18 protein-coding genes are annotated in these 25,949 nt (G+C 49.5%); 13 read left to right on the forward strand and 5 right to left on the reverse strand.

Going from position 1 to position 25,949, the window contains the following annotated elements; all coding sequences use genetic code 11:
• Nucleotides 1-18: 18 nt before the first annotated feature.
• The 8 genes from E1757_RS24850 (at nucleotide 19) to E1757_RS24880 (ending at nucleotide 6,342) form a co-directional block, all read left to right on the forward strand.
• Nucleotides 19-216, forward strand: a complete 198-nt coding sequence (locus tag E1757_RS24850; protein ID WP_133233248.1) for a hypothetical protein — start codon at nucleotides 19-21, stop codon at nucleotides 214-216.
• A gap of 17 nt (nucleotides 217-233) precedes the next feature.
• Entirely contained in the window at nucleotides 234-611 is a 378-nt protein-coding gene (locus E1757_RS24855; protein ID WP_133233249.1) for a hypothetical protein, read from the forward strand.
• 7 nt (nucleotides 612-618) lie between these two features.
• Nucleotides 619-1,113, forward strand: a complete 495-nt coding sequence (locus E1757_RS24860) for a hypothetical protein (protein ID WP_133233250.1) — start codon at nucleotides 619-621, stop codon at nucleotides 1,111-1,113.
• A 63-nt stretch (nucleotides 1,114-1,176) separates the two neighbouring features.
• Nucleotides 1,177-3,006, forward strand: a complete 1,830-nt coding sequence (locus E1757_RS24865; protein ID WP_133233252.1) for a hypothetical protein — start codon at nucleotides 1,177-1,179, stop codon at nucleotides 3,004-3,006.
• Between the two features lie 25 nt (nucleotides 3,007-3,031).
• Nucleotides 3,032-3,184 carry a hypothetical protein gene (locus E1757_RS35985; RefSeq protein WP_165972272.1) on the forward strand — a complete coding sequence of 51 codons (153 nt, stop codon included), beginning with the start codon at nucleotides 3,032-3,034 and terminating at the stop codon, nucleotides 3,182-3,184.
• Nucleotides 3,181-3,876: an S-layer homology domain-containing protein gene (locus E1757_RS24870; protein ID WP_133233254.1), complete on the forward strand. Its 696-nt coding sequence runs from the start codon at nucleotides 3,181-3,183 to the stop codon at nucleotides 3,874-3,876. The genes E1757_RS35985 and E1757_RS24870 overlap by 4 nt, the downstream gene beginning before the upstream one ends.
• A 476-nt stretch (nucleotides 3,877-4,352) precedes the next feature.
• A complete protein-coding gene (locus tag E1757_RS24875; protein ID WP_133233256.1) occupies nucleotides 4,353-5,123 on the forward strand; it encodes an alpha/beta hydrolase in 771 nt (256 codons plus the stop codon).
• A gap of 22 nt (nucleotides 5,124-5,145) precedes the next feature.
• The gene (locus tag E1757_RS24880) at nucleotides 5,146-6,342 is read left to right on the forward strand and encodes a M24 family metallopeptidase (RefSeq protein ID WP_133233258.1); all 1,197 of its coding nucleotides are present in this window, start codon (nucleotides 5,146-5,148) and stop codon (nucleotides 6,340-6,342) included.
• A 629-nt stretch (nucleotides 6,343-6,971) separates the two neighbouring features.
• On the opposite strand, the gene clpP is transcribed toward E1757_RS24880, so the two are convergent.
• From clpP to E1757_RS24905, 5 genes are all read right to left on the reverse strand, one after another.
• On the reverse strand, nucleotides 6,972-7,556 hold the full coding sequence (gene clpP / locus E1757_RS24885) for an ATP-dependent Clp endopeptidase proteolytic subunit ClpP (protein ID WP_133233260.1): 585 nt from the start codon (nucleotides 7,554-7,556) through the stop codon (nucleotides 6,972-6,974).
• 41 nt (nucleotides 7,557-7,597) lie between these two features.
• Nucleotides 7,598-7,921 carry a hypothetical protein gene (locus tag E1757_RS24890; protein WP_133233262.1) on the reverse strand — a complete coding sequence of 108 codons (324 nt, stop codon included), beginning with the start codon at nucleotides 7,919-7,921 and terminating at the stop codon, nucleotides 7,598-7,600.
• Nucleotides 7,922-7,923: 2 nt separating this feature from the next.
• Entirely contained in the window at nucleotides 7,924-8,517 is a 594-nt protein-coding gene (locus E1757_RS24895; RefSeq protein ID WP_246079476.1) for a winged helix-turn-helix domain-containing protein, read from the reverse strand.
• 304 nt (nucleotides 8,518-8,821) lie between these two features.
• Nucleotides 8,822-10,927 carry a hypothetical protein gene (locus E1757_RS24900; RefSeq protein WP_133233266.1) on the reverse strand — a complete coding sequence of 702 codons (2,106 nt, stop codon included), beginning with the start codon at nucleotides 10,925-10,927 and terminating at the stop codon, nucleotides 8,822-8,824.
• 2 nt (nucleotides 10,928-10,929) lie between these two features.
• Complete coding sequence (locus E1757_RS24905; protein WP_133233268.1) at nucleotides 10,930-12,483, reverse strand: SAM-dependent methyltransferase; 1,554 nt, start codon at nucleotides 12,481-12,483, stop codon at nucleotides 10,930-10,932.
• Nucleotides 12,484-12,917: 434 nt separating this feature from the next.
• Between E1757_RS24905 and E1757_RS24910 the strand changes: the two genes are divergently transcribed.
• The 5 genes from E1757_RS24910 (at nucleotide 12,918) to E1757_RS24930 (ending at nucleotide 25,292) form a co-directional block, all read left to right on the forward strand.
• Nucleotides 12,918-15,293: a helix-turn-helix domain-containing protein gene (locus E1757_RS24910; protein ID WP_133233270.1), complete on the forward strand. Its 2,376-nt coding sequence runs from the start codon at nucleotides 12,918-12,920 to the stop codon at nucleotides 15,291-15,293.
• Nucleotides 15,294-16,179: 886 nt separating this feature from the next.
• The gene (locus E1757_RS24915; RefSeq protein ID WP_133233272.1) at nucleotides 16,180-17,157 is read left to right on the forward strand and encodes an ABC transporter permease; all 978 of its coding nucleotides are present in this window, start codon (nucleotides 16,180-16,182) and stop codon (nucleotides 17,155-17,157) included.
• Between the two features lie 13 nt (nucleotides 17,158-17,170).
• Nucleotides 17,171-18,061, forward strand: coding sequence for a carbohydrate ABC transporter permease (locus E1757_RS24920; protein WP_133233274.1), 891 nt, complete (start codon nucleotides 17,171-17,173; stop codon nucleotides 18,059-18,061).
• Nucleotides 18,062-18,133: 72 nt separating this feature from the next.
• The gene (locus E1757_RS24925; RefSeq protein ID WP_133233276.1) at nucleotides 18,134-19,726 is read left to right on the forward strand and encodes an extracellular solute-binding protein; all 1,593 of its coding nucleotides are present in this window, start codon (nucleotides 18,134-18,136) and stop codon (nucleotides 19,724-19,726) included.
• Between the two features lie 139 nt (nucleotides 19,727-19,865).
• Entirely contained in the window at nucleotides 19,866-25,292 is a 5,427-nt protein-coding gene (locus E1757_RS24930) for an FG-GAP-like repeat-containing protein (protein WP_133233278.1), read from the forward strand.
• The last annotated feature ends 657 nt before the right edge of the window (nucleotides 25,293-25,949 follow it).

Genomic DNA, 25,949 nt, shown 5'->3' on the forward strand with positions numbered 1-25,949 from the left:
CATAAGGAGTGATGCGCTGTGAAACCGGCATTGGAAAAATTTTTGTTAATCGCAGCTACGCTGGCTGCTATCGGTTTATTTATATTTGTAGCGTTATGGAGCTCGATCAAGGAGAAAAAGACGCAGATGGACGATCTTTTTAATAACACCAATGTGCCGACAAGCATACTGCAGCATACCGAGCCGCCGCGGTCAAATTTTAATTTCCATATATGAAAGCGGCTTTGGTGGAGATGCTGACCGTCTACATTTTGCTGCTGCTGCTGTTTCAGCCGGTGCTGCATGACATTTACTCGACAAGGGCCAATGCGGTGGAAATGGTGCTCGACAGCGCGATCCAAAAGGCGTCGAACGCCGATAACGGCCGGTTTACGCCGGAAATTATCGATGAGATGCGCTATACGCTGGAGCATACGTTTTTGCTGGACGGATCGGATATCCGCTTCACCGGAACGACCGGGCTGACGCCGAGGGGTGAATATATCGAGGGCACGCTGTCGGTAAAAAGCACGCCGAGATGGCTGCTGCGCACGATGTTCGGCAGTCCTGACCGGGAACCGCCCGAAATTGTCCGGTACGCCAAGCAGATGAGCGAGGCGATGGTCCGGTGAACGTCTTATGAACCGGGTGCTGCTGCTTATATTCGTTGTCCTGCTGTTCCTATATACGACCGGCTTCCAGGCCGACCGCTATATTACCGTTACGACGCATAACCGTCTCAAGTTTGCCATAAACCGCGGAGGCCACGACGCCTCGCTGCAAATCAGCAAGGAGCCGCTTGCGGACGGGCAAATTGTGTTCGACCGTACTGCCGCGAGACGCGCCTTTGAAGCGACGCTGCAGGTTAATTTGCAGCTTCGGCCCGATGGAACGCCTTATGCGGAAAGCTTGTTGAGCCGCGCGCCGGTTGTTGTATTTGAAGATTACGTGGATGATGCAACGCCCGGCGCGGTTTTTCCGCTCAGCTACGTGCAGGAGAGCCAGCAGATCGTGAAGGTGCTGCGGGGGCCGGCCGTCATATACAAAGTAAAGGTGAAGCTTCCGCGCAGCCATGCTCTGTCCTATGACGGGGATGTGTACAAAACGGTCGTTTATGAATACCCGTTTCCATAGTTGTTCCGGCTTGCGTACGCGTGCTGCAGAGGATCGGGAAATCGCTAAATAGGAGGTGCACGGATGGAACAAGTCACGAAGCGAAAAAGATTTGGCCTGCGCAGCTTGAGTATGCTGTGTCTTGTATGGTTGGCGCTGCCGGACGGGAGCGCATGGGCGGCTGCATCGGTTCCACCTTCTCCCGGCATGATCCGGGTCGAAAACCGTCTGGCCGGGACATCTGATACGGTTACCGTCACCGGCTTGTCTGCCGGGGATATCGTTAAAGTGTACGCCGACGGCGGCTCGACGGTTCCGCTCGGCAGCGCGTCCGTAGGCAGCGGCTCGACGGCGGCTACGGTCACGATTAATCAGCTGGGAACCGCCGCCGGTCATATTTATGTGACGGTAACGCAGCCTTCGTTTTCGGAAAGCCGGCGTATCGTGAAGTCTTATTTGGCGGAGCCGCTTTCGGTCGCTCCGCCGGCCGCTTCCATTCGGGTTTTGAACCTGCCGTCCGGGTCGCCGGATCAGGTTATTGTAAAAGGCTTGCATGTAGGTGCTATCGTCAAAGTTTATCGCGATCCGCAAAAGGAGCAGCTGCTTGGCAGCGCTTCGGCAGCCGCAGACAGCACTAACGGAACCGTCGTACAGGTAGGGCAGCTGGGAGCGGCCGAAGGGGTGGTGTACGTCACCGTGACCGAACCGGGTCAAGGGGAGAGCAGAACGACGGAAAAAGGTTATGAAGCCGAGCCGCAGACAGCCAAGCCGGCGATCGGACATATTCGCGTCGTGAATGCGCCAGGCGGAGCGGGGAATTTCGTTGAAGTGAAGGGCCTAAACGGCGGTGACATCGTCAAGGTGTACGTTTCCGACAGGGCTTCAACGCCGCTTGCCCAGACAGTTGTCGTTACCGGTGCCGATAGGGCAGAAGTAACGCTGCCACAGCTTGGTTCGGGCGAAGGCGACGTATATGTTTCGGTGACGCGGCCTCCGATGCAGGAAAGCGAGCGTGTGTCGAAACGGTACCGGCCGGAGCCGGTTACCGCAGCTCCTGCGCCGGGGATGATCGTCATCGTCAATGAGCCTGAGCATACGGACGATCGCGTTGAAGTGTACGGATTGTCGGCGGGCGACATCGTCAAGGTGTATCCGGATGCGACTACCGTTTCGACGATCGGAAGTGCGGCGGTTGCGGCGGATTCAGGTCGAGCGGTCGTCACGATCCCGCAGCTGGGCAAAAAGGCCGGCATAGCCTATATCTCTGTTACGTCTCCTTCCTATGGGGAGAGCCGCCGCGTAGCGAAATCGTTCGCAGCCGAGTCGGCAAGCCGGGCACCCGAACGGACCGACATCGAGGTTCGTAATGCCGTAGGGTCTGCAGATACCGTTACCGTGTCCGGGCTTAAACCGGGCGACATCGTCAGGCTGTACGCCGACGAGGGCGCAACGTCTCCGTTCGGCAGTGCAACCGTCGCGGACGATGCGACGAAAGCTTACGTATATGCGGGGCTGCCTCAAAGTGGGTATGGCGTTGTATACGTTTCGGTTACCCGCCAGAATGAAGAGGAAAGTGCGAGAACGCCGAAAATTTATCCGGCTGAGCCGGTATCGCTCCCGCTTTCCCCGCATCAGATTCGGGTGATCAACAGCACCGACGAAGCAGCCGATGAAGTCAGCGTATTGGGACTTAAAACGGGCGATAAGGTGAGGCTGTATGCGGATGCGGAAGCGGTGCTTCCGATGCAGACGATGTTGGGCGCCGACGCCGAGATCACGGCGCAAGACGGAGAGTCGACGGTCACGATAACCCGGCTGAAGCTTGATCCCAAAGGCGGCAAATTGTTTGTCACGGTAACTTCGGACAGTAAACGCGAAAGCGGCAGAACGGTTAAAGCTTATGATGCGGAATAGCGGGAAATGCACCGGGAGTGTATGGATGCTGACATTGGCTGCGGCAATCGTATTCGGATTTGTCTTCGCGGCGTCGCCGGAGAGGACGGCTTATGCAGGAAGGATGACGGGACGCGGACGCGGTTGTGCGAAACGGAATAGACGGGAATCCGATGACGAAGGGATGAAGAACGGATGATCAATTCAAAGCTGCATCTGCAGCGCATGCGAAGAAATCGGCTCAAGCTGCTGTTTGCGGCCATTGCGATCGCATGCATGCGTAAAATGTTTTTTCTGACCGGCTTGATTGCCCTTCCGGTTGCGATGTTTTCTTCGAGTGGAGCAGCGGCGGCCGAATCGTCTAAATCGGACGAGATCCGTCTCAGCGATATTGCCGGTCATTGGGCGGAACAACCGATTCGGGAGGCTGTGTCCAGCGGCGCTGCATCAGGCTATGCCGACGGCAGCTTTAAACCTGACCGGAATGTGAGCGGCAAGGAGTTTGCAGGTATGCTGACGGCCAGTTTGCAAATTCCGCTCCTTGCGCCGGCATCCGGTTCGAAGCAGGCTTCGGGCGAAATTGCCCCGGACCCTTCCGTGCAATCGCTCCAGGAGGCCGGACTTGTGAGAGACGGCGAATTTCGCCGAGAAACGCTGGATCAAGCGCTGCAGCGGTCGCAGATGATGGCGCTCGCCCTCAGAGCCATAGATCCGGACGCGGCGGATACGTCCCCGGAGGCGGTCGGCGGCAAAGCGGCTGCCGCCGGGTTGATGGAAAGCGAGCCGGAAGATCAGGCAGCGTTAGCCAGGCCGGCAACCCGTGCCGAAGCCGTCGTGGTGCTGCAGCGGTTAAAACGGCTGCTTGGATTTAAGCAGGCGGCAGGCTCATAACGCCCATGCCGACAGGCAGGCTAAGCTGAATCTGGCGTCGGAGACCAAGCTTTTTCCAACCCATCGATTCGCTCTGCAGAAGGGGCTGTCCCAAAAGCCGTTTTTAGATTTTCAGCCCCCTACTCTGACTATAAATTTACATGTAAATGCCGCTTCCATTCCCGCTTATATAGTGGTATTCGAGGCGGCATTGCACATTTTTTGGGATTGTGTCGCCGGTTGATACCCTATGGGACAGCTCCTTCTGACTTTCATTGCCGGAACGCGGCTATACTTTGTCTGCACAATATCGACATTGACAAACGCCTTCGACCCTGTTGGAAATTGCCTCGCAGCCGCAATTAGCTGCGACCGAGGCCAGGGCCACGCATCTTCCTGCGTGGTGCCGCAGCGGTTATTTGTTTTTGGGTTGAAAGCGGGCAAAAGATCGGTTACGCTTACAACAGATGCGAAGAAGCTGGAAGGAGGCTACTATTATGGCTTTTATCGATTGTCATTTCTTTTCTGAATCGCTTGGCATATCGACATCCATGTATGTGATTTTGCCGCAGCCGACGACCCGGCAGATCGGTATGGAAACCCGGGCGGTCAAGGAAAAGCATCCTACCTTATATTTGCTGCACGGATTATCGGACGATCACACGATTTGGATGCGCAGAACTTCAATCGAACGATATGCGGCCGAATATGGCATCGCCGTTGTGATGCCCACCGTCAACCGGAGCTTTTATACCGATATGGAGCAAGGATATGCTTACTGGACATTCATCAGCGAAGAACTGCCAGCCGTCGCCGGATCGTTCTTTCCTTTATCGGGGGAGCGGGAGGATACGTTTGCGGCCGGACTGTCAATGGGCGGGTACGGCGCTTTGAAGCTGGCCTTGTCATGCCCGGAACGGTTCGCGGCCGGAGCGAGCTTATCCGGAGCGACCGATATTGTCAATCTGGTACAGGAATGGCAGACTGCAGAGTTTCAGCACATCTTTGGCGATTTGACAAAAATCAGGGGCAGCCGGAACGACCTGTTTCATTTGGCGGAGGAAATGGCCCGTTCGGACGGGACGAAACCCCGATTGTACCAATGCTGCGGGACGGAAGATTTTTTATATCAGGACAATGTGCGTTTTCGTGAGCACTGCCGCAGCCTGAAAGTGGAATTGACTTACGAGGAGGAGCCGGGCAGCCACGAGTGGGGATATTGGGACCGCAAAATTCAAGCTGTGCTGCAATGGCTCCCGATTCGATAACGGCATCAGGAGGACGGACGCAATGAACGAATATACGGAGCGGGTACGCCGGCTGCAGGAGCAGCTCCGGCACAAGCGGATCGACGGCTGTATGATTACGCAAAATGTGGACCTATATTATTTTACCGGCTCTATGCAGACGGGCTACTTGTTTGTTCCGTCTGCAGGCGAGGCGCTCTTTCTGGTGCGCCGCAGCGTGGTGCGAGCCCAGAGCGAATCCGCGGTCAAGGCGGAGCCGCTGGGCTCCTTCCGCAGCATGGGAGAACGGCTTGCGGGAGCTTACCGCTCCTTGTTCGGGGAGGCGGCCTCATCAGGGCGCAAGCTTCGGCTGGCCGCCGAGTTCGACGTGCTGCCGGTGCAGCAGCTGCAGCGGCTGGAAGCCGTACTGCCAGCCGTCGAATGGGTCGACGGCTCGATGATCATCCGCGAGCTGAGGATGATCAAGTCGGCGGCGGAGCTTGCCTGCATCCGGGAAGCCGCGCGCGTCATCGACCTGGCATTCGAGGATGCGGCGCAGGCGATCCGGCCGGGCATAACGGAGCTGGAGCTGATGAGCCGCATTGAGCTGTTTGTACGCCGGGAGGGGCATCTCGGCATGATGCGGATGCGCGGTTATAACCAGGAGGTAATAACCGGTATGGTCGGAGCGGGCGATGCGGCTGCAACGCCTACCTACTTCGACGGTCCGGCGGGGGGCCTGGGGCTCAGCGCAGCGAGCCCGCAAAGCGCGAGCCGCCGGCCGATACAAGCGAATGAGCCGATCCTGATCGATATCGGCTGCTGTATCGACGGCTATATCATCGATCAGACGCGGACCGCCGTCATCGGCTCGTTGACGGATGATCTGGTTCGAGCTTACGAGGTATCGGAGCGGATTATTCGCAGCGTAGAAGCTCGTTTGCTGCCGGGCACCGTCTGCGAGCAGCTGTACATGCATTCGCTGCAGCTGGCGCATGATGCGGGATTAAGCGACCATTTTATGGGCTACGGCGATGATCAGGTGAAATTTCTCGGACATGGCATCGGTTTGGAAATCGATGAGCTGCCTGTGCTGGCCAAAGGCTTCAGCTACCCGCTCCAGCCCGGAATGGTGATCGCGATCGAGCCGAAGTTTACGTTTCCGCAGCGCGGTGTCGTAGGAATCGAGAACAGCTACGCGATAACCGGGAACGGTTACGAAAAGCTGACGGTTACACGCGAAGGATTAATCCGCTTGTAAACTGCAGTCCGTGTTTGCCGCGCCGGCGGACCTTCTTCTAGTCGCCTGTTGTCCCGGATTTCTTGAATGAATACCGCTAACGCGGCAGAGATCCGGGCCAAAGGCGACCGTTTTTTGCCTTTTCCGAACGGTTCCGGCTTTTCCGCGAGGACATCTCTGGATTTTTTGGGACAGGAAGCCGTTTGTGCCAGCCAAGGAAGTCTCCGAAACCGCCGAATTGCGCGGCACAGGGGAGGCTTCTTTTTAGTTGCACAGCCGATGGAGTCGTTTCTCCTTGTTGCGCGAATACCATATTATGGGAAACCCTCGCGTTTCAGACGAGGATCATTATTACATAGACAAAAGGTGGTTATTGTAAGTGGCCCCGATAAATCACTCGCCCTGAAGCCATTCTCCAAGCCCTTTTTGTAAAAAAATCTTGTTAGTGAGACGAAATATTAAGATACTCCGTCATTTCGATAGTGTTTTCGTATATGGCCGTACAATTCATACTGGTGTTGAACGGAATATGGAGATCGCTGGAGTAAAAGCAAAGCTGCTGTGGAAATGGCTGTTTACCGCTCCAGCGCAACGAGACCAAGCTGGCGCTATAAAGCGTCTGCTTGGTCTTTTTCCTGCCTGAGCTTTTCTTAACCGGCTCGCGCAATAATATGGTCGATTAACCCGTACTCCTGCGCTTCGGCGGATGTCATGAAATAGTCGCGGTCGGTATCGCGTTCGATTTTTTCCAGAGGCTGTCCCGTAGTTTCGGACATAATGCGGTTGGTGAGTGCTCTGACCTTGAGAATTTGCTGCGCCCGGATATGAATGTCTGTGGCTTGGCCTTGTGCGCCGCCCCATGGCTGATGGATCATAATTTCCGCGTTGGGCAGCGCGAACCGTTTGCCCTTGGCGCCGCCGGTCAGCAGGACGGCTCCCATCGAGGCGGCAAAGCCGACGCAGATCGTCGACACGTCCGGGCGGACGAACTGCATCGTATCGTAGATCGCCATACCCGCGGTAGTAGAGCCTCCGGGACAATTGATGTACAGATGAATATCTTTCTCCGGATCCTCCGCCGCCAAAAACAGCAGCTGCGCGACCACGGCGTTAGCCGACTGGTCGGTTACCTCCGTCCCGAGAAAGACGATCCGGTCCTTTAACAACCGCGAATATACGTCGTAGGAGCGTTCTCCCCGCCCGCTTTGCTCAATGACAATTGGAATGTAGCTCATCTGAATTCCCTCCTTGAATTAACCGTGTTCATTGCTTTCGTTTACGCCGCGCAATTTTGAATGCCGGAGCCGGAATGAAACGGCCGCTTCAGGCCAAACCCTGAGGTCACCATGATCAGCTTGACAGGCAGCGGGGAGTCGGCATCCGTCGTTCCCAGCTCCCATTGCGTGACCAATGCTTCTGCCTCCGCTGTTTGCGTTCCTCCGGCTTTATGCTCGGCGTATCGCTTCAAATCGACAACCGAACCTTCGGCCGGCTTGCCGCTGCTTGCGGGTTTGCCCGGCTGCGCCCATACAAGCAGCGGCTTCTCCTCTTGCTTCTCCGCAACGTTAGGGGCGGACGGTTGTTTGTCGTTGCTGCTCATGCCTATGAACCTCCTTGTTCCGGCTTCGGATAGACGGACAGCATCACTTGATACAAGGCTGCTTCCGAATTCCGTGCCGCGTATTTGTGAACCAGCTGTTTCATCATGGCGACATAGTCCTCGATAAAAGCTTGCCGCTGCTCTTGATCGTCGAGCGGAATTTGCAGCTGCAGCGACGCGCTCGGCACCTCGCTGCCCGTTTCCGAACGCTCCAGCAACATTACGGCGTCCTTCTTCATCTGCTCGGCGCTTGAGATCAGCTGGGCGAGCGAGCCGTGGTCTTTGAGCCGCTCGATCGTCTCTGCGGACAAACTGAGCGATTCCGCCATCACGAACGTTCTGGCGATCGCCTGGTACAGCACCTCGACCAGATTGCGCACCTGACGGGTGCCGACCCTGCGGATCAGCCCGGTTTTCTCCAGCGCCTTAATATGGTAATTCATCCGCTGAGGCGTTTCCTGAAGCGTACGGGCCAGCTCAGCCGCAGACGTCGGCTCGACTAACCGGGAGACGATATCCGCGCGAAGCGGATGGAGCAGCGCCATCGCCTGATCCGGCGACTGTACGAGGCAGCTGTCCATAATTTGTTCCTGCACGATGTACCGACCTCCTTACGATATTTTATGAACGTAAAAATATATTATTACGTAAATTTATTTTTGTCAAATGGTATTAAGAGCGTGCCTCAATTTAACTGCGGGACAGAGCAGAGGAGTTTGATATGATGTAGGATCCCTTTCGGGCTAGTACATTTTTATAGCAGGAATTGAAGGAAGACCTAGCAGCTTGCCGCGCTATTTCAAAGGACAAGGATATAGGGGGAAAGTGAACATGAAAAAGAGGACTAAACTCTTAATTTCATGGGAGAATCTTGTCGAATTCCTTGCTCTATGCTGATCTCTAATCATCCTTAGTGCCTTCTTCATCTACTTTCTTCTGACCTGTATCTTCTTGACCCTCTCCTTCCGGCCCTGCTTTTCCAGGAGCCGCAACTTCAATATCGCCTTTTAATTTTTCTTTTTTTTCCCCATGAGATATCTCCGCTTCTCTCACTTTTTTAGCGGCAGTTCTCGAAGATGGTCCAGATAACGTTCTTCTCTCTTGTAGACTTTTCAAGATAGCTTTTTTCTTTTCAATTAGCTTATTCCTAATTTGTTCCTCAGCAGCAAGATATTGAGTTCTATAAATTACATGCTGATCATCTACAGCGTAGTTTTCAGTTATTACATGTTCTCCGCCATGCGTTACTGACAACGAGATTTCTTCACCAACATTTGTGCCGGGTTTTACTTTAGCAGTCCCTTGAATAACAAGTGGTTTTGATTCAGTCGGAACAAAATTATAGCCTTCTTCTCCATCTCCGTCCCCATCCGCATCTGCGTTCTTTTCCTTTCCCATTCTAACAATTTTATGCTCCAGAGCAATCATTTTGGTATTCATATCGTAGGAGCCGGCAACCAAATTATTAGCTGTGTTATAACCCCCAAGACTGCTGCCAACGACATGCAGCCATTCGAATCTGCCCGGTAATTGATCATGCCATTCCTCTTTGCTTTTACCTTTTGGCAAATGGTCTATCACGTGGTTTTTCGCATTCTGGCCACCCATCACTGCTATTTGACTGGGCTCTCTGGGACCCTTGTTCCAATCCGGACGTTGATGTGTAATGGTTACCGAAAGTTTATCTTCACTAATTCTATCAGCAGTAAATTTCGGCCCTTTTGTCTCTGGAGGTTTATGGGATGGTTCAGACGTTCTTGCGCTGTATCTGGCTTCATTTGCCCATTTATCTCGTATTTTGGGAGGATTAACCAGTGTAGCTCCTTTGTATTCATCTTTAGCAGCTCTGGCTACACCTGATCTACCCTGTGCTTCAACCGTGAGAATTGCATATTTTAAACGCAAATACATTTCGATACTTTCCCTACTCGTTTCACCGAAGTTAAATATTCTACTCTGTAAAGGACTCGCTGCAGTAATACTTCCTGAATCTGGATCGTTGTACCATAAGCAATCTGAAACCAAATCAAAAATTATGTGCTCAGGGAGAGACATGATATCCGTAGTCTCGGTTTCGGTCTCCGTATCATCCTTCAAACCGGCCACCCTGCTTACCTTATTTGTAGTTACCGTAACACTTTCAGCTTCTCCTCTTCCGAAGTAAGCTGCTAAATTAATTGATTTCGAAACTATCGCCTCTGTAGGATATCTGGAAGTTACTAATTCTTGTCCGAATGGATCGATATTAATTTTTATATATTTTTTTTCTAATTCTGACATTGAGGTATCATAGTTTCTATCTTTACTTAATTCCCGTCTGTCTTCCTTTCTTTGATCACTTATTTTTTTTTTCATTTCCACTTGTTCACCTTTAGGAGTATATTTCCATGGAGCAAATTTACCGTTTATAAATCTGACTTTCTTCTTCACTTCCCCGGTATGTTTTGCTTCGAATTCTTCCAGTTCTGTATTAAAGCCGGGACGGTATTTGGTTTCCATTTCAGCCGGGGTCAATCTTTCCCTCTTTAATTCCCTCCTTTCCTGATCATAATGATATTTAGCATATTTTTTAAACAAGGTATCTTTATCGGCACCAGTTAAGGGATTTCCGGATTTGTTAACAATTACTCTTTGAATGGTACCGGCTTCCACTTGATTTTCCCTTACAAAATCTCCATTTTTCAATTGAAAGGCAGGTTTTACTCTACCTTCAGATAAAGGGGAGTTCTGTGCTGAACTTTTGGAGACAGCAGCTTGGTTAGCTTCGTTGAATGGGTTGGATTGTGAACGGGATTTCACCAACTGAGAAGTCGCTCGATTGCCAATTGTTCTTTGTAAATATAAAAACTGAGCTGGTGTGATAGATTGAGAAGGCTCGTCCGCAGCACCCCGAAACTGTAGGGTTCCGGTGGAGGTTGAATCTGTAATTTGATTTGTTTGCGCTGTTCGGGGGGCTGTGCTTTTTGGATTTGTATTATTATGACTTGGCGGCATCGATATCATCATGATTACCTTCCTTCGTCAGAGATAGTTTTCAGCAAGGTTGCAGCTTCAATATGGTTGGGATCGAGCTGCAGACATATATCCAAATAATTCAGCACATTCTTGTTTGCCAGCATGTAACAACAAATAGCCAGGTTGTAGTAAGTAGGGGCTGCTTGGCCATACGCATTCAAGGAACGTTCGAAAAAAACGACGGCTTCATTGTATAAATCCATCTGATAAAGCAGGGTACCTATTTCAAATGCCAGATCTTGATCCTCCCCGATTGTATAATATCCTTCCCAAACCGCCTGTATAACGAATAGCATGCTTCGTTTATCCTGGGATGAAATTTTCGGCAACAGCTTTCTGTAATACGGAATGCATTGTTTGAATAGATGAGCGTCGTACCCGCTGAGCCTAATGATTGACATTAACTGACCCTGATTCATTTTATGAAAATATTTTTCAAAATGTTTTTTAAAGCTGAAAAAATCATCCGGCCCGAACCTGCCGACAAATCGACTGTAGGCGGCCTTGGTGTCTATGTAATCTGCAGAATTTGACATCATCAAAAGACCTATCAGGTTTAGGTGTTGATGCGAATGAGGTGTAACCAAGGTCTGACCGCCTTGATCCTCGCAAAATATTCGTAATGCATGGTAATTTACCGTTAGTGAAAAGCTGCCATGATGCACTAATGAAGGTTCGTCCTGCTCATCTAATTCTGACAAAAGATGATATCCTTTATCTGCTGATAGAAGGAATACACCTTCATTCGAAAGGTGGCCTAAACGCTCCAGACACCTTATGCCAACTGAAGGTATAAGTACATGTGATCTTTTGATGCTGCTTCTGTATAGTTCAAGCAAGTCGTTAAAAAATCTCTGTTCATAGGGAAATTTTTCAATAGCTTTATACTGATAGTCCAGATTCACCGATTTCAATTGTTCTGCGGGAGAAAGGTTATCCGTTAGTCCATCACAGGTTAAATGAACAGCACATTCAAAAGCTGTTCCGTTGTCAAAATAGAATAAATCGTGGGGGATGCTATCAAAAAAATAATTTGCGATCACGATCAATGGCTGCGCCAAGCTTTGAACGTCTATTGTTGTTTGACTATGTATCAAGTGAATACGGGTGTCCTTTTCAACATCAAAAATCGCGAAATCAAGCATCCCTCTTTCAACAAATGTTTGCAATTGACGGTGATCCTTCCAAAACTCAATATTTTTCGGAGGTAAATCACTAAGAATGTAACAGAATTCAGGGAATTCACCTGAAACCGATTTACAGAATTCATCGATATATTTCAGAAAGCGATAGGCTAAACGCCCGGAGCCGCCGCCAAGTTCTATCAGATAAACCTTTTCATTCGTTTGGCTCTTCATTCGTTTGATATCTTTCAAAAAATGCAGCACAATCTCAGCATAAGCGTGAGCCAAAAATGGATTGTTCGTTATATAATGGGGAACTTCACTATTTGTCCATGCTTGAATCCCGTTTTCTTTAAAATAGTCCCGCTGCAAGGTCCAGATTAGTGACTCCGCAAAGGGCTTTGTTTCTTCTACGATTTCCATCACATCAGCTCCGAGGTTACTTACTATTTATTTCATCTTGCAAAAAACACCTGCGAATGTCAATGAAATTAAATCCGCTCTTAGCAATCCCAATCGCAATCCTTGCGTTTATTGAGTGGTCTAGTGTAAGAAGTTGTCGATTAAAAGTTTTGTCATAGCGTATACTTCCGTTGTTGGATATTACTTGAAGGAAACTGTAAAATTGTGTAGAACTATGAGAGTAGGTCTTTTCAAATTATAACTGCAGAAAAATACAAAAAATGGACATTATCAAGATTAACAAGCACGACTGCTAAGACGGTAACGTCAAAAATAGTTTCCTAGGATTAAAAAAAACGTAATGATATTCTAAATAGATTTTCAGATAGACTGACGGGGGTGTCTGTTTGTAGACATCCTCTATTTTTAAGCTTGATTGTAAAAGGGGGGGTTGTATGCGTTTTATTAATAAAAATATCCGTCGAGCAGCCGGATTGATCTACGCTTTGATCTTTCTCGTCATTATCTCGACCACTGTACTGCTATCCTACATGAACACGACTAAGAGCCTAAAGCAGGAGCTTGTTTATTCGAATACCGCATTATTGCATCAAATCATGGAGAAAACGGAACTGATCCTTCGTGAAGTGGACAAGGATGCATTAGGGCTGCTGCAAGAACCGGAAATCCGAATGTTTGTCGATGGTAACTATACAAGTGAGTTGGAGCGCAAGCAAAAGCACAGCGACCTGATGAAGAAACTCGAAAATTTAATAAACTCGAATACGCAAGTGCATTCCATCTATTCTTACTCTTATGGCCAAAAATTGTATTTATCGCCTTATACCTCTACTGAAGAGGCTGCGTTTTTCGATAAGAGCTGGAGAGATAGCTTCGATTCATTCGATGGTTACTTCAAATGGTTGAGTGTCCGCAGTATCGAAGATAGGATGGCCCCTTTTCCGGTAAGTAAACAAGTATTGACATTGGTACGATCCTACCCTACGCTAAGCAGCCCTTCTTTTCGCAAAGGAGCGTTGATTATCAATATCGACGAGAGCATGATTTATAATTCGGCTTTAAATAAAGACGTCAGAAGGCTAGGTCAAGCCTTTGTCATCGATAAAGACGGGCTTGTGATTTCCCATTCGAATAAAAACATGCTTGGAGAGAACATCAGTGCCCGAAAAGAAATCGACCGAATTATGAGTAGCAGCAGAGAAGGAAACTTTACAGAGACGGTGGACGGCGTTCCAAGTTTGATTTTCTATGCGTCCTCTGGCTATACGGGGTGGAAATACGTAAGTATAATACCGAGCCTGCAACTGGACCGTGAACTGCTGACCGTCCGCAACTGGTTGCTAATCATTTCTCTTTTTATGTTCATTGCGGCGATAGCGGCCGTATTTATGGTTAACGCCGTTACATATCGACCGATTGAAAGCTTTGTCCGCTCGATTAATAAACAGTTGAATTCCCGGAAGAATACGGGGGCTGAACGTAAAAACGAGGAGCTAGACGGTAATCTTGAGGCGGCGGAGGGGTTGTTTGACAGCTTTCTTCTGGAGCACGACAGTATACAATTGCAAGTGCGGCAAAATATACCCGCTATGAAGTGGAGACTTGTCTCCGACATGTTAATGGGTTACCGGACTCAGTATAAGGATGTAAAACCTTCTCTGGATTGGCTCGGTATCCGTCTCCTCCCTGCTCACTATATCGTAATGTCGGCGGAACTCGATTATAAATCCCGGATTTCCAATAAAGATTTGCAGCTTTATTCATATGCCTTGTGTAACGTGGCTGAGGAGTTGATCAATACGGAAAGTCACGGAATGGTCGTAGAGATGTTCGACGGGCGTGTCGTCATGATTATTAGCTTCGAACAAGCAGATCCGCAATCGAACATGCTTCGAGCCTTATCGGTCGCCGATTTGATCAAGACTTTCGTTCAGGAACAATTCAGGAAGACCGTTTCAATTGGTATTGGAAGACAATATGAGGAATTGGCGGATTTGCAAAAGTCTTATCACGAAGCGAATGAAGCGCTTCAATACCGGATGCTGCTTGGAGCCAATCAAGTCATTTCGTTCGAAGATATAGAGGATTTCAACAGCCAACATTTTTATCGGCTTTTTGACCTGGAAGAAGCGGTGTTGAATGCGGTAAAAGCAGCAGATGCCGGGTCCGTTTACAAGCAGCTGGAGCTTTTGTTCCAAAGGACGCTGCAGGAGAACATTCCTCCCAAGATGCTAAAGCAAATATGCTTGCAGCTAGTGCACCGCGCCTTAAAAATCGGTTCGGATATCGGACTCGATGTCGACTTGCTCACCGGCGGAGATGCCAAGCTGTACGAAAAAGTCGAACTCGCCGAAGATGCGGTTGAAATTAAGCGGGATATTACCGATTTTTTCACAGATCTGCTGGAGCGTATTTCCGAAAAACGGAACGCTCGAGGAAGCAACGAGACCATCACCCGTATTCTGGAATATATTTCGAGTCATTATATGCGAAGCGATCTTTCTATGAATATGATCGCGGATATATTCCAGTTGAGTGTACCTTACTTGAGCAAAATATTTAAAGAATATACGGAGAGCAATTTTACCGATTATCTGATTCAACTGCGAATGAATAAAGCGAAGCAGCTGCTGGAGGAGGGAAATGCGAAAGTCGTTCACATTGCCGAAAAAGTCGGTTACTCCAACTCGCACAGCTTTATCCGCATTTTTAAAAAGGTTACCGGCTTGACACCGGGAGAATACCGCGAGCAATTAATCTTGGAACGCAGCAAAGCAAACGTCCATGAGGATAAAGAAGGTCACTCCTAAGCATAAAGGAACCAGCCAGCCGCACGTAGGCCGGCTTTTTTTATTGCTTAGGAAATTATGCGGAGTCAATTTTTCTGGATATCCTGGGGGCTCCCCCAAAAGTAATAGGATTATGCTGCAGAGGTTCTCTTCACTTTTGGGGGAATATTTCGGGGCTCCCCGCAAAGTACCTGAATCAGCTTCGAAGCCAAGGCCCCACTTTGTGGGGTTATTTTAACATAATAGAAAGTATAAAATCCGGGAACCAAGGTGTTCCCCTTTTTAAGTTTTTTGGTAAGTAGAGTTATGGAGACCAATATTTTACGACAAATATTTTTTGATGAACATAACCATTGGGAAAATTTTGTGAAGAAGCATGGGAAACAAATACCGCTTAGTATGGTCCGGGACTTCGATAGGATGGATGATGCAGACCCGGAAGTGTCCCCGTAATTCGCATGTGAAGCTTACGGCGGAGCCATGTACCGGGAATACGACAAAGAGGTGTGCATGGTTATGAATACCGGATCGAAGACCGGCTAGTTAAAAAAGAGGTAGCAGGAGACACAAGAGTAGAACAGTAAGAGGGCATGGATGTGGGGTGGAAAGTTTACGGGCCGTCTTTGAAGTCGTGTTCCCCCTGCCTAGTCTAATCGAAGGAACACGACTTCAACAACGGCTGTAACCCCACATCCATCCCTCCCCACGCTCAAACGTAAATCTTACACCTAGGAAGCCGCAAGGCGTTTTTCTAATTCGGAGGGTAACAAACATCCATGATGATAACAAATGAAACCACTTTAAAACGTTCAGATGCCGATTTAATGATGAAATGTACATGTTCAAAATGGCCTGTTGGAAGTAGGATAGGGTCAGCACAGAAAGATACCATGGAGGAGTGGAATGTATGAGAGAAAAGTTGGCCGCCGCTCACGCGGGCCCACACACAGAGTCTCGGGTTTCGGTTCGTCTGAAATCGAACGGGCTATGGAAATGCATCAAGCGGGACAAGTATTTGTACCTGATGCTGATTCCCATCGTCACATATTATCTTTTATTCAAATATGCCCCGATGTTCGGAGAAATTATCGCATTTAAAGATTATCGGTTTGCGGAGGGGATCTGGGGAAGCGACTGGGTGGGACTGAAGCATTTTCGCAAGCTGTTCGGCAGCCCCGATTTTTTCAATATCCTGAAAAATACTCTTTTACTGAACGTATACAATGTTGTATTCGGATTTCCAGTGCCGATTATTCTTGCGCTGCTGCTCAATGAGCTGCGAATCGAATGGTACAAACGGCTCGTTCAGAATCTGCTGTATGTTCCGCACTTTATCTCGTGGGTCGTTCTCGGCGGAATCATCATTGCTTTGCTCAGCCCAAGCTCGGGGGCGGTGAATATGGCGCTGCACAATGTATTTGGCATCGAACCGGTGTATTTCCTTGCCAGCCAATTTTGGTGGCCTATCGTCTTCGTTTTGTCAGGCATCTGGCATAGTGCGGGCTGGAATACTATTTTATACATGGCGGCGATTACAGGAATCGACCCGCAGCTCTATGAGGCGGCACGCATCGACGGGGCTGGCCGTATTCGCCAGATTTGGCATATCACGCTGCCGGGCATCCGCAGTACGATTGCGATTCTGCTCATCTTGCGCATGGGTTATATGATGGACATTGGTTTTGAACAAATATTTATTTTGCAAAATTCAGCCGTATCTGAAGTGGCCGATGTGATCAGTACCTATGTGTATCGGATGGGGCTTCAGAACGTACAGTACAGCTACACGACCGCACTGGGCTTGTTTCAATCCATGATCGGGCTCATCCTGATCGTATCGATGAATCGGTTGGTCAAGCTGCTCGGCGAAAAAGGCTTATGGTGAGGAGGGACGACGGATGGCCGAACAAAGACATCTTGGCAACCGCACATTTAATGGATTGAATTTGATTTTTCTTGGGGTGGCGGGCTTTTTGACGCTTTTTCCGTTCATTCATGTGATGGCCACCTCGCTCAGCGGCAGTCGGGCCATTGCGTCCGGTGAAGTATTTCTATGGCCTGTGGATTGGACGTTGCAAGGCTTCCGCAATCTCGTCGAGGATGGACAGCTGTTCGTCGGGATGCGCAACACCATAGTAATTACAATGATCGGAACCTTCTTCAACCTGATCGCAACCGTTCTGGCGGCGTATCCACTGTCCCGCAGGCGATTGCGCGGACGTGAAGGACTTCTGATGGCGATTATGTTTACTATGGTGTTCAGTGGGGGCATGATCCCGAATTTTATTCTCATCAAAACTTTAGGCATCATGAACAGCTACTGGGCACTTTGGCTGCCCGGTTTGATCAGCACTTACAACATGTTCGTGATGAAAACGTTTTTTGAGGGACTTCCTGATGAGCTGGAGGAATCAGCTTCGATCGACGGAGCTAACGATCTGGTTGCGCTGGTCCGTATCATTCTCCCGTTATCCATGCCGATTCTTGCCGCACTCGGCTTGTTCTACGCAGTTTATTGGTGGAACGCCTACTTTAACGTGTTAATCTACATCACCAGCTCCTCGAAGCTTTCTCTTATGATGGTGCTGTATCAGAAGATCAACAACGTTAGTGAAACGCTGTTAAGCACGGGCGGTGGCTCGGAAGGCGCGATGAGCGGCCAAAATTTGACGCCGGAGGGCATACGGGCTGCAGCGATCGTCACGGCGACCGCACCGATTTTGATTGTATACCCATTCCTTCAAAGGCATTTTGTTAAGGGCGTATTGATCGGTTCTATTAAAGGTTGACATTATTTGAATATCTATAAGACGATAAGTCTTAATGATATAAATCGACAGACGACTTAGGAGGTCAAGAGCATGCCGATTCTAATCAAAAGCAAGTACGTCAAGTCTGGTCTGGCTATCGTTTTAGCGATGACTGGATTATTAACCGCCTGCGGAGACAAAAAAGAGACGACTCCGGCCCAGGGTGATGCAAAGGAAACCGACAAGTACGCCAGTCTCCCAAAGGAAATCAGCATTTCTATGTTTGATAGGGGACGCGTACCGGCTGAAGAAGGAACATATGAGAACAACCGCTGGACCGGGTGGATCAACGATAATTCCGGTATCAAGGTGAATTGGGTGCCTGTCCCCCGCAATACGGCACAGCAGAAGCTTAATGTTCTTATTGCCGCCGACGAAGCGCCGGACCTCATTTGGGAATATGACCGCAACTATATCGCGTTGCTGGCCGCCCAAGGGGCGATTCAGCCGATCGATTCCTATATTGAGAAATACAGCACGTCCTATAAAAAATATTTAAGCGAACATCCTGAGCTAAAGCCTTTCGTTACGATCGATGGAAAAATGTATGCCGTGTCCAGCAAACGCGGAATCGATACGATCGCCAACCAAGGGATGTGGATTCGCAAGGACTGGCTGGACAAACTTGGTTTGGCGATGCCCAGAACCGATGAGGAGCTTCTGAACGTAGCCAAGGCGTTTGTGGAAAAAGATCCGGATGGAAACGGCAAGAACGATACGGTGGGCTTTGCCTTCAACAGTCAATTTAAAAGTTACCCGGCGGCTATGTTCGCTTCCAGACCGGACACATGGTATGTAGACAACGGCAAAATGCAGCTGGGCCGTTTGAGTGACCGATATCTGGATACCTTGGCGATGTCCAAAAAAATGTACGACGGCGGCATGGTCGACAAGGAATATATCACCGATAAGAATTACCAGCGCGAGCGTCAGCTTTGGGTTACCGGCAAAGCTGGCATCTATCTGGGCTCGTGGCACCTGGATTCGGAGTACCGGGATTTGAAACAAAACGTGCCTAATGCGCAGCCGGTTCCTCTAGAATCCGTGACGACGAAGTATGGCAAATTCGGCTTGCTGCAGGAAGCGCCGGCCTCCATGCTGATTGCTTTTGGTAAAAACATGAAAAATCCGAAGGCTGCCGTCGAGTTTCTTGATTGGATGCTGGATAAGGGCTGGTTTACGGTGAAATTCGGCATAGAAGGCACTCATTACAAGAAAGCAAATGGAAGCGTGCAAGCCATTGATGGAGAGAAAAACAAGAAAGAACTGGATTATGCGTATGAATATCCGATCGTTAACCAATGGGATCCGAAGCCGGATGACATTGTGAAAATGGCCGCTTCCGATCCGCTTTCCCAGGAATATGCCAAGCTGAAGGCGTTAGGCCTGGAAACGGCGATGAAAAACAATTTCAGAAGGGATATTCCGTACGCGCCTTCGTTTCCGGAGTTGAGCCAATTTTTAGCGGAGTTTACCCCGAAAGCCGACGAAATCGACAACAAAGTCATTATGGGTGGTCCGCAGTTTACGCCGGAATGGGGAGCCGCCGAGCTGCTGAAGGAATGGAAGCGGTTGAACGGGGAAAGCGTGTGGAAACAGGTGAAGGAGTGGTATGACAAAAACAAAGACAGCTTGAAGCAGTAAGCGTACCTTGAAGAATTAAAAATCTGGAGCTTCCGCAGGACGGGGGCTCACATTTCGAAACATTGTGGAAGCGGATACATTTTTATTTTTACCTATTCATGCTCATGAATGGAGTCCAATCAAGTAAGGGGAGAATCGTATGCGTTACTTTCGAATCGCTCGCGATGCTATTTTAGTCGCGATGGCCGTATGGTTTATAGGGCTTTCGTCTTCCACGCAAGTGTCGGCGGCCGGGGGCATTGTCGTTCTCAAAGAACAGGGGACCAATCCGCTTTACGATTTTGGCATGGCAGTCGGAGCTTCCGGCGGCAACAATAAGTTTATTGCGGCCGACTTTGACGGAGATGGAGATACGGATTTAGTGAACCGGAATACGTCCAACACCGGAGTGCAGTATTGGAGAAATAATGGAGACGGTTCCTTTACGGAACTTACCGGCTCCAGTAATCCTTTTCAAAATGTGACGTTTTCCGGAGCTTCTGCGAACTACTTTAGCGCACTTTACTTGCTTACAGTCGATTTTGACGGAGATGGAGATATCGACGTATTTAACGGAAATCATCAAGGCTCGTCCGCTCTGTACCGAAATGATGGAGGGACCTTCACAGTTCTGCAAGGATCGGGGGTCAACCCTCTCCTTGGATTCGGAACGGCGATCGGCACAGGCGGCTTCAGGGCGATTGCAGCCGACTTTGATGGCGACGGCGATACCGATCTGGTGAACCGCAATTCGAACAGCACTGGAGTACAGTATTGGAGAAATAACGGCGACGGTACGTTTACCGAATTGACCGGTACCGCAAATCCGCTCGCCAGCGTATCTTTTGTGTCAAACAGCAGTTATTTCACGGCGCCGCTTTTAGCGGCAGGCGATTTCGACGGTGACGGGGACGTGGACATCTTCAACGGCAATCATGGCGGGACTCCGGCTATGTACCGGAATGACGGAGGGACCTTTACGGTTTTGCAAGGTGCGGGAACGAATCCTCTCCACGAATTCGGTATGGCTATTGGCACAACAACCGGCAAATTTGTTGCGGGGGATTTTGATGGAGACGGATGGGTTGATTTCGCAAACCGAAATTCCGCTAACACCGGGGTGCAGTATTGGAAAAATAATGGAGACGGCACTTTTGCCGAGCTTACAGGGAGCAGCAATCCTTTCGCGAGCGTATCGTTTGCGGCCAATGTCAATTATTTTTTTGCCGGGTTTCTTGGGGTAGGCGATTTCGATGGCGATGGCGATAAGGATATCTTGAATGTAAATCATGGAGGTACTCCGGCCCTTTATCAGCAAAGCGGGTCGCCGCCTAATCTTATAGAGACGGTTCCTAACGACGATGCGGTTTCCGTTGCTTCCAGCGATCCTATTCAATTGACATTCAATGAAATGATCGCAAGCGGAGGTCCGGGGGTTATCGAGATTCGTAAATACAGCGACGATTCGCTTGTGGAATCCATCGTCGGAAATTCGGCTGAGGTCACCGGGTTCGGATCGAATGTCATTACCATCCATCATCTGGCTCCTCTGCAAAATAATACAGCTTACTACATTCTCATTAAGCCTAGAGCTTTCTTTAATTCGGAAGGACAAACGTTTCCGGGTATATCGAAAAAATCGCAGCTGAATTATACCACCCAGGGCAATTCGATCCAACAGTATCCTGTCAGGTCAGGTGCCGTACCGAGCAGCTCTTACACGCTGACGGTTAACGGGGAGAACATATTCGTTGAGAAGTTTGGCGATGTCAGCTTCGCAAGATTTTCCTTCTCAGGGACGGCCAATTTCACGGTGACCGCGAACGAAACGGTTACATCGTTTGGTATCAGTCCGCAAAGCTATCAAATCCAGGGAAGCAGCAGCGGAAACCATCTTTCTTTCTCCATTGATCAACCTAGAACGCTTATTGTAAGCGTAAACAATCTGGAGAAGCTGCTTTTATTCGCTGATGGACTTGAAACCGCCGTACCCGACATTGATGATCCGAACGTGATCAATTTGGCCGACTATTTACCGGCGGGCCGTGATGAAGAAGCAGCCGTCACCGGCTATTTTCAAAAAGCGATCGACGATACGTCCGCATTGAATAATGGAGCGGGGGGGACTCTGCTTGTTCCGGACGGGAAATACATGACGGCACAGCTCAAGCTAAGGAGCAACGTGCATCTTTATTTAAAAAGCGGCGCTTGGATAAAAGCGGTATCCGATTCCAGCACCGCGAATTATCCGGCACAAAACGGTTCGGACTCTTCCTTCATTTTCATACAAAACGCAAGCCATGTGAAAATTAGTGGCAGAGGGATGATCGACGGCAACGGAATGGCGATCAAGACCTTGAACGACAAAGAGAATATCAAGCTCTTGCGGACAGCAGATGTAACGGATCTGCAAATAGAAGACGTCTATTTCGTCGATTCGGCCAGATGGACGATTCATCTTCTGTATGCCAAAGATGTTGTCCTGAAAAATATAAAGCTGATCAACGATTTGAGAGGCGCTCCTGATCCGGCGAATCCGAATATTCTGCTTCCGACGGTAACCAATACCGACGGGGTAGATATCGATTCATCGCAAAACGTAACTATAGACGGTGCGTTTATCTATACCGGAGACGATTCGATCTCGCCTAAAGTCACCAACTATTTGAATTTGAAAAGACCGACGTTCGGCTTGCAGATCAAGAATAACGTAATATGGTCTTTGAAAGCCGCGCTTAAGGTAGGTGATGAAACGCTTATGGATATCGGCGATATCCGGTTCGAGAACAATGACATCGTTCATGCCGACCGATTCGTCGCACTTTGGGCAGGGGATGCAAGCCACATTCAAAATATTGATCTGATCAATAATCGGGCCGAATTCATCGGCGGCAATTATAATGAGCGCTACTTTTATTTTCGCATCCGGTTATTGCACGGGGATTCCAAGCCGGGGTGGATCGATCAGGTCCATGTGAAGGACTTCTATGTTCTTAATAAAGCGGTTCAAGCTTCATCGATAGAAGGTTATGATTCTACCCACCTGGTCAGTAACGTCACCTTCGATAATGTCGTAATACAAGGTGCACAAGCAGGGAGCCGAACGGATGTCCCTTTGGACTTCAAAAACACATTCTACAGCAACGTCGTTTTCCAGCCATCCGGCACGGTATACAGCGGTACGCAGCCCCCGTCGCCGCTTCAAATTAATACGCCCGTGGACAATTCGATCACAAATAATCCTAATCCGCAAATAAACGGTACGGCTACGGCCAATAGCACGGTGAAGGTCTATGTCGATCATGCAACGCCGGTAACCGTGACAGCGGATGCAAGCGGCAATTGGAGCTACGCTCCGATTGCCGCGCTCTCGGAAGGGCTTCACACAGTAAAGGCAACGGCCGTAGATGCTGCCGGCAACGATAGCGCGGATTCGAGCATCGTAGCATTCACGGTAGACTTGGCAGCACCGTATAGTACCATTTTCGTCGAAGCGGAGGACATGACGCTAGTCGGTTATACGCCCGAGGTTCAATCCGTAGCTTCCGGGGGGAAAGTGATTAAAGTGTCGGGAACCGGAACGGCCACAATGCAATTTAATGGGCAGGACGGAACCTACGATCTGAAGGTGCACTATTTTGATGAAAATGACGGTGCCGCAACGTATCGAATGTTCGTTAACGATTTGCAAGTCGATGCGTGGACGGCAAATCAAGACTTGGGCTCGGCTTCCGTTTCGGACAAATCGAGAACCAGCCGCTGGATATCGGGTATTCCGCTAAGAAAGGGGGATATCGTCAAGCTGGAGGGCACATCGAATGCCTCCGAAGCGGCAAGGGTCGATCGTCTTGAATTTAATCTCATGACCGAACCGGATCCGTCTAACCCACCTTTTCTTGACTCTGTTCGGGTAAACGGGACCATTCCCGTTCTTACCGCAGGCGGTGCGGGGTATGATTTGAACGGACTCACCGTCATCGGAAAGGATCAATTCGGCAGCTCTTATGACCTGGCCGGTCTGCCTAAATCATGGACGGTAAAAACAGGAACCGGGTTTTCCTCGGTGAACGGTACAATCTTGAATCCGCTCAGCGCAGGATCAGGTACAGTTACACTCACCGTCTACGGCAAGGAGAGCAACTCGGTCGCTTTTACGGTACAGGCAGCCACAAGCGGCGAGCCCAGAGTGTTGCTTGTGGACAAGCGAGGAATTACGAGCGGAGCGTATACATCTATTGCCGCAGCCGTCGCCAGTTCTCCGGCACTCAAACCGGGAGACATCATCTCACTGGTACCGGGGAGCGGTCCATATCATGAAACGGTCAAAATACACGTGTCCGGCGTTCCCGGCAATCCTATTATATTTGAAGGGAATGGCGAGTTGATTAGCGGATTCATTCCGTTTCAGTTCACCCAAGAGGCGAACGGGCAATGGACATATACGCTGCCGGCTCCCATAGCCAATACGCTTCCGGACGGCAAATCCGGCACGTTCCGTCATCTGGTAGCGTATAATGGCCAGCGGCTTTTATTAGACCAACCATCGGGACAAAATACCGGGATATTTACAAGCGACTATGCGGTATTGTCTTCGGACGGCAGCAAGCTGATTTTGAACCCGGATAAAGCCTCGCCGACTTCAGGCTGGGAAATATCCACATTATCGAACGGTATCGAAATCGTCACTCCCGATTCTTATCAGACGTATCGCAATCTGCGGGTCACTGGGGTACAAAACGACGGTTTTAATATTCACGGTACCGGAACGGGGCTTGTGTTCGAGAACATCGAAGCTTTCAACAATTTCGATGAAGGGTTCTCTTCTCATGACAGTACAAATTCCACGATTGAGGGCGGAGCTTTTTGGGGGAATGAGAACGGGATTTATAACCAGTCGAGAGACACTGTTACGTTTAAGGCGAATAATGTAAAAGTCTACAATAACATCGGTTACGGAGTGGCGACACAGATGGGAACCAACTCATTTTCCAACGTTCAAGTCTGGGATAACGGCATCTCCAACCTTCGAGTAGGCGGCAGAGTCTTTATGTCTAATGTTGTGACCTACGACAGCAGATGGTCGCAGCGCCCTTGGGTAGGATTTCAGGAATCACAGAACTATAAATATAATCAGGAAATTAAGCCCTATGCTTATTCCGAATATGTAAAGGCGGATTACCCAATCACGAAAACCGGGACGGCACCGACCGTGTTGCCCGCTTCCCAACTGCCTCCATTTAAGGGTGCGTTCGATGATTGGCGGCATATCTATTTCTCCGCTGCTGACCTAAGCAATCCGGCCATCAGCGGACCTGAAGCCGACCCGGATGGAGACGGGTTAAGTAATTATGATGAATATATGGCAGGACTCAACCCGAAAATACATGACAATATAGCTGCTACAACTGCGCCAGCCGCGCCGATCATCATGGAGCCGGCAGACAATTCTGTGATAACCGATCCGAAACCGACTTTCAGGGGAACCGCCGAAGTGGGCAGTACGGTGACGGTACGTGTACGGCGCCCGAGCAGGGATCACGACGGCGAATGGAAGCGGCAACTGGAGTTACATCGGCGGAGGCGATGAGCGAAGGCTTCCAAACTGTATATGCTACAGCGGACGGATGCCGTGGGCAACAGGAGTAGCAGCTCCGTTATCATTCATTTTACGTAAGCTCGGCTTCTGCCAATTATGCAGCCATCCAGGGACCGGCTTCCGTCCAAGCGGGTCAACCGCTGGATATGACCTTCGGCACGCTTAATGTCACATCCAGCGTATACGCCAAAAAAGTCACCGCCCAATAAGATCTGTCGCAACTCCAATATATCGGAGCGGATTCATCATCTTGGCGAGCAAGATGGTTTTGGAGTAAGGCCATTCGTCGAAGAGTAGTTGCTGCATTCCTTTAAGGTGCAAATTAAGTAGAAATTGAGAAAATACAAGTGAGGGAAGAAGCCACTTAGATGGCTTCTTTTTAATAAGTATGCCGCTAGTCGTGAAAATACTATATGGGGCGTGTCTTCGGAGTTGGAACAGCTGAAACGGATGGTAATCGATCCTTTGGTTTTGGCCGGAAAATGACATTGATTCGGCCTACATATTTAGAACATGAGGTGGGATCCACCGTTAAGACACTGTTTTTAAACCGCTAACTCATCTTATTCGAAGACCGGGAAAAGCATATTAGACGTGCCAAAACAGCATGCTTCAAATGTGTATCTATGTGATTCTTTTGGCTTATTT

Origin of the sequence: Paenibacillus piri, from assembly GCF_004354045.1 — a bacterium.
Taxonomy (GTDB): Bacteria; Bacillota; Bacilli; order Paenibacillales; family NBRC-103111; genus Paenibacillus_S; species Paenibacillus_S piri.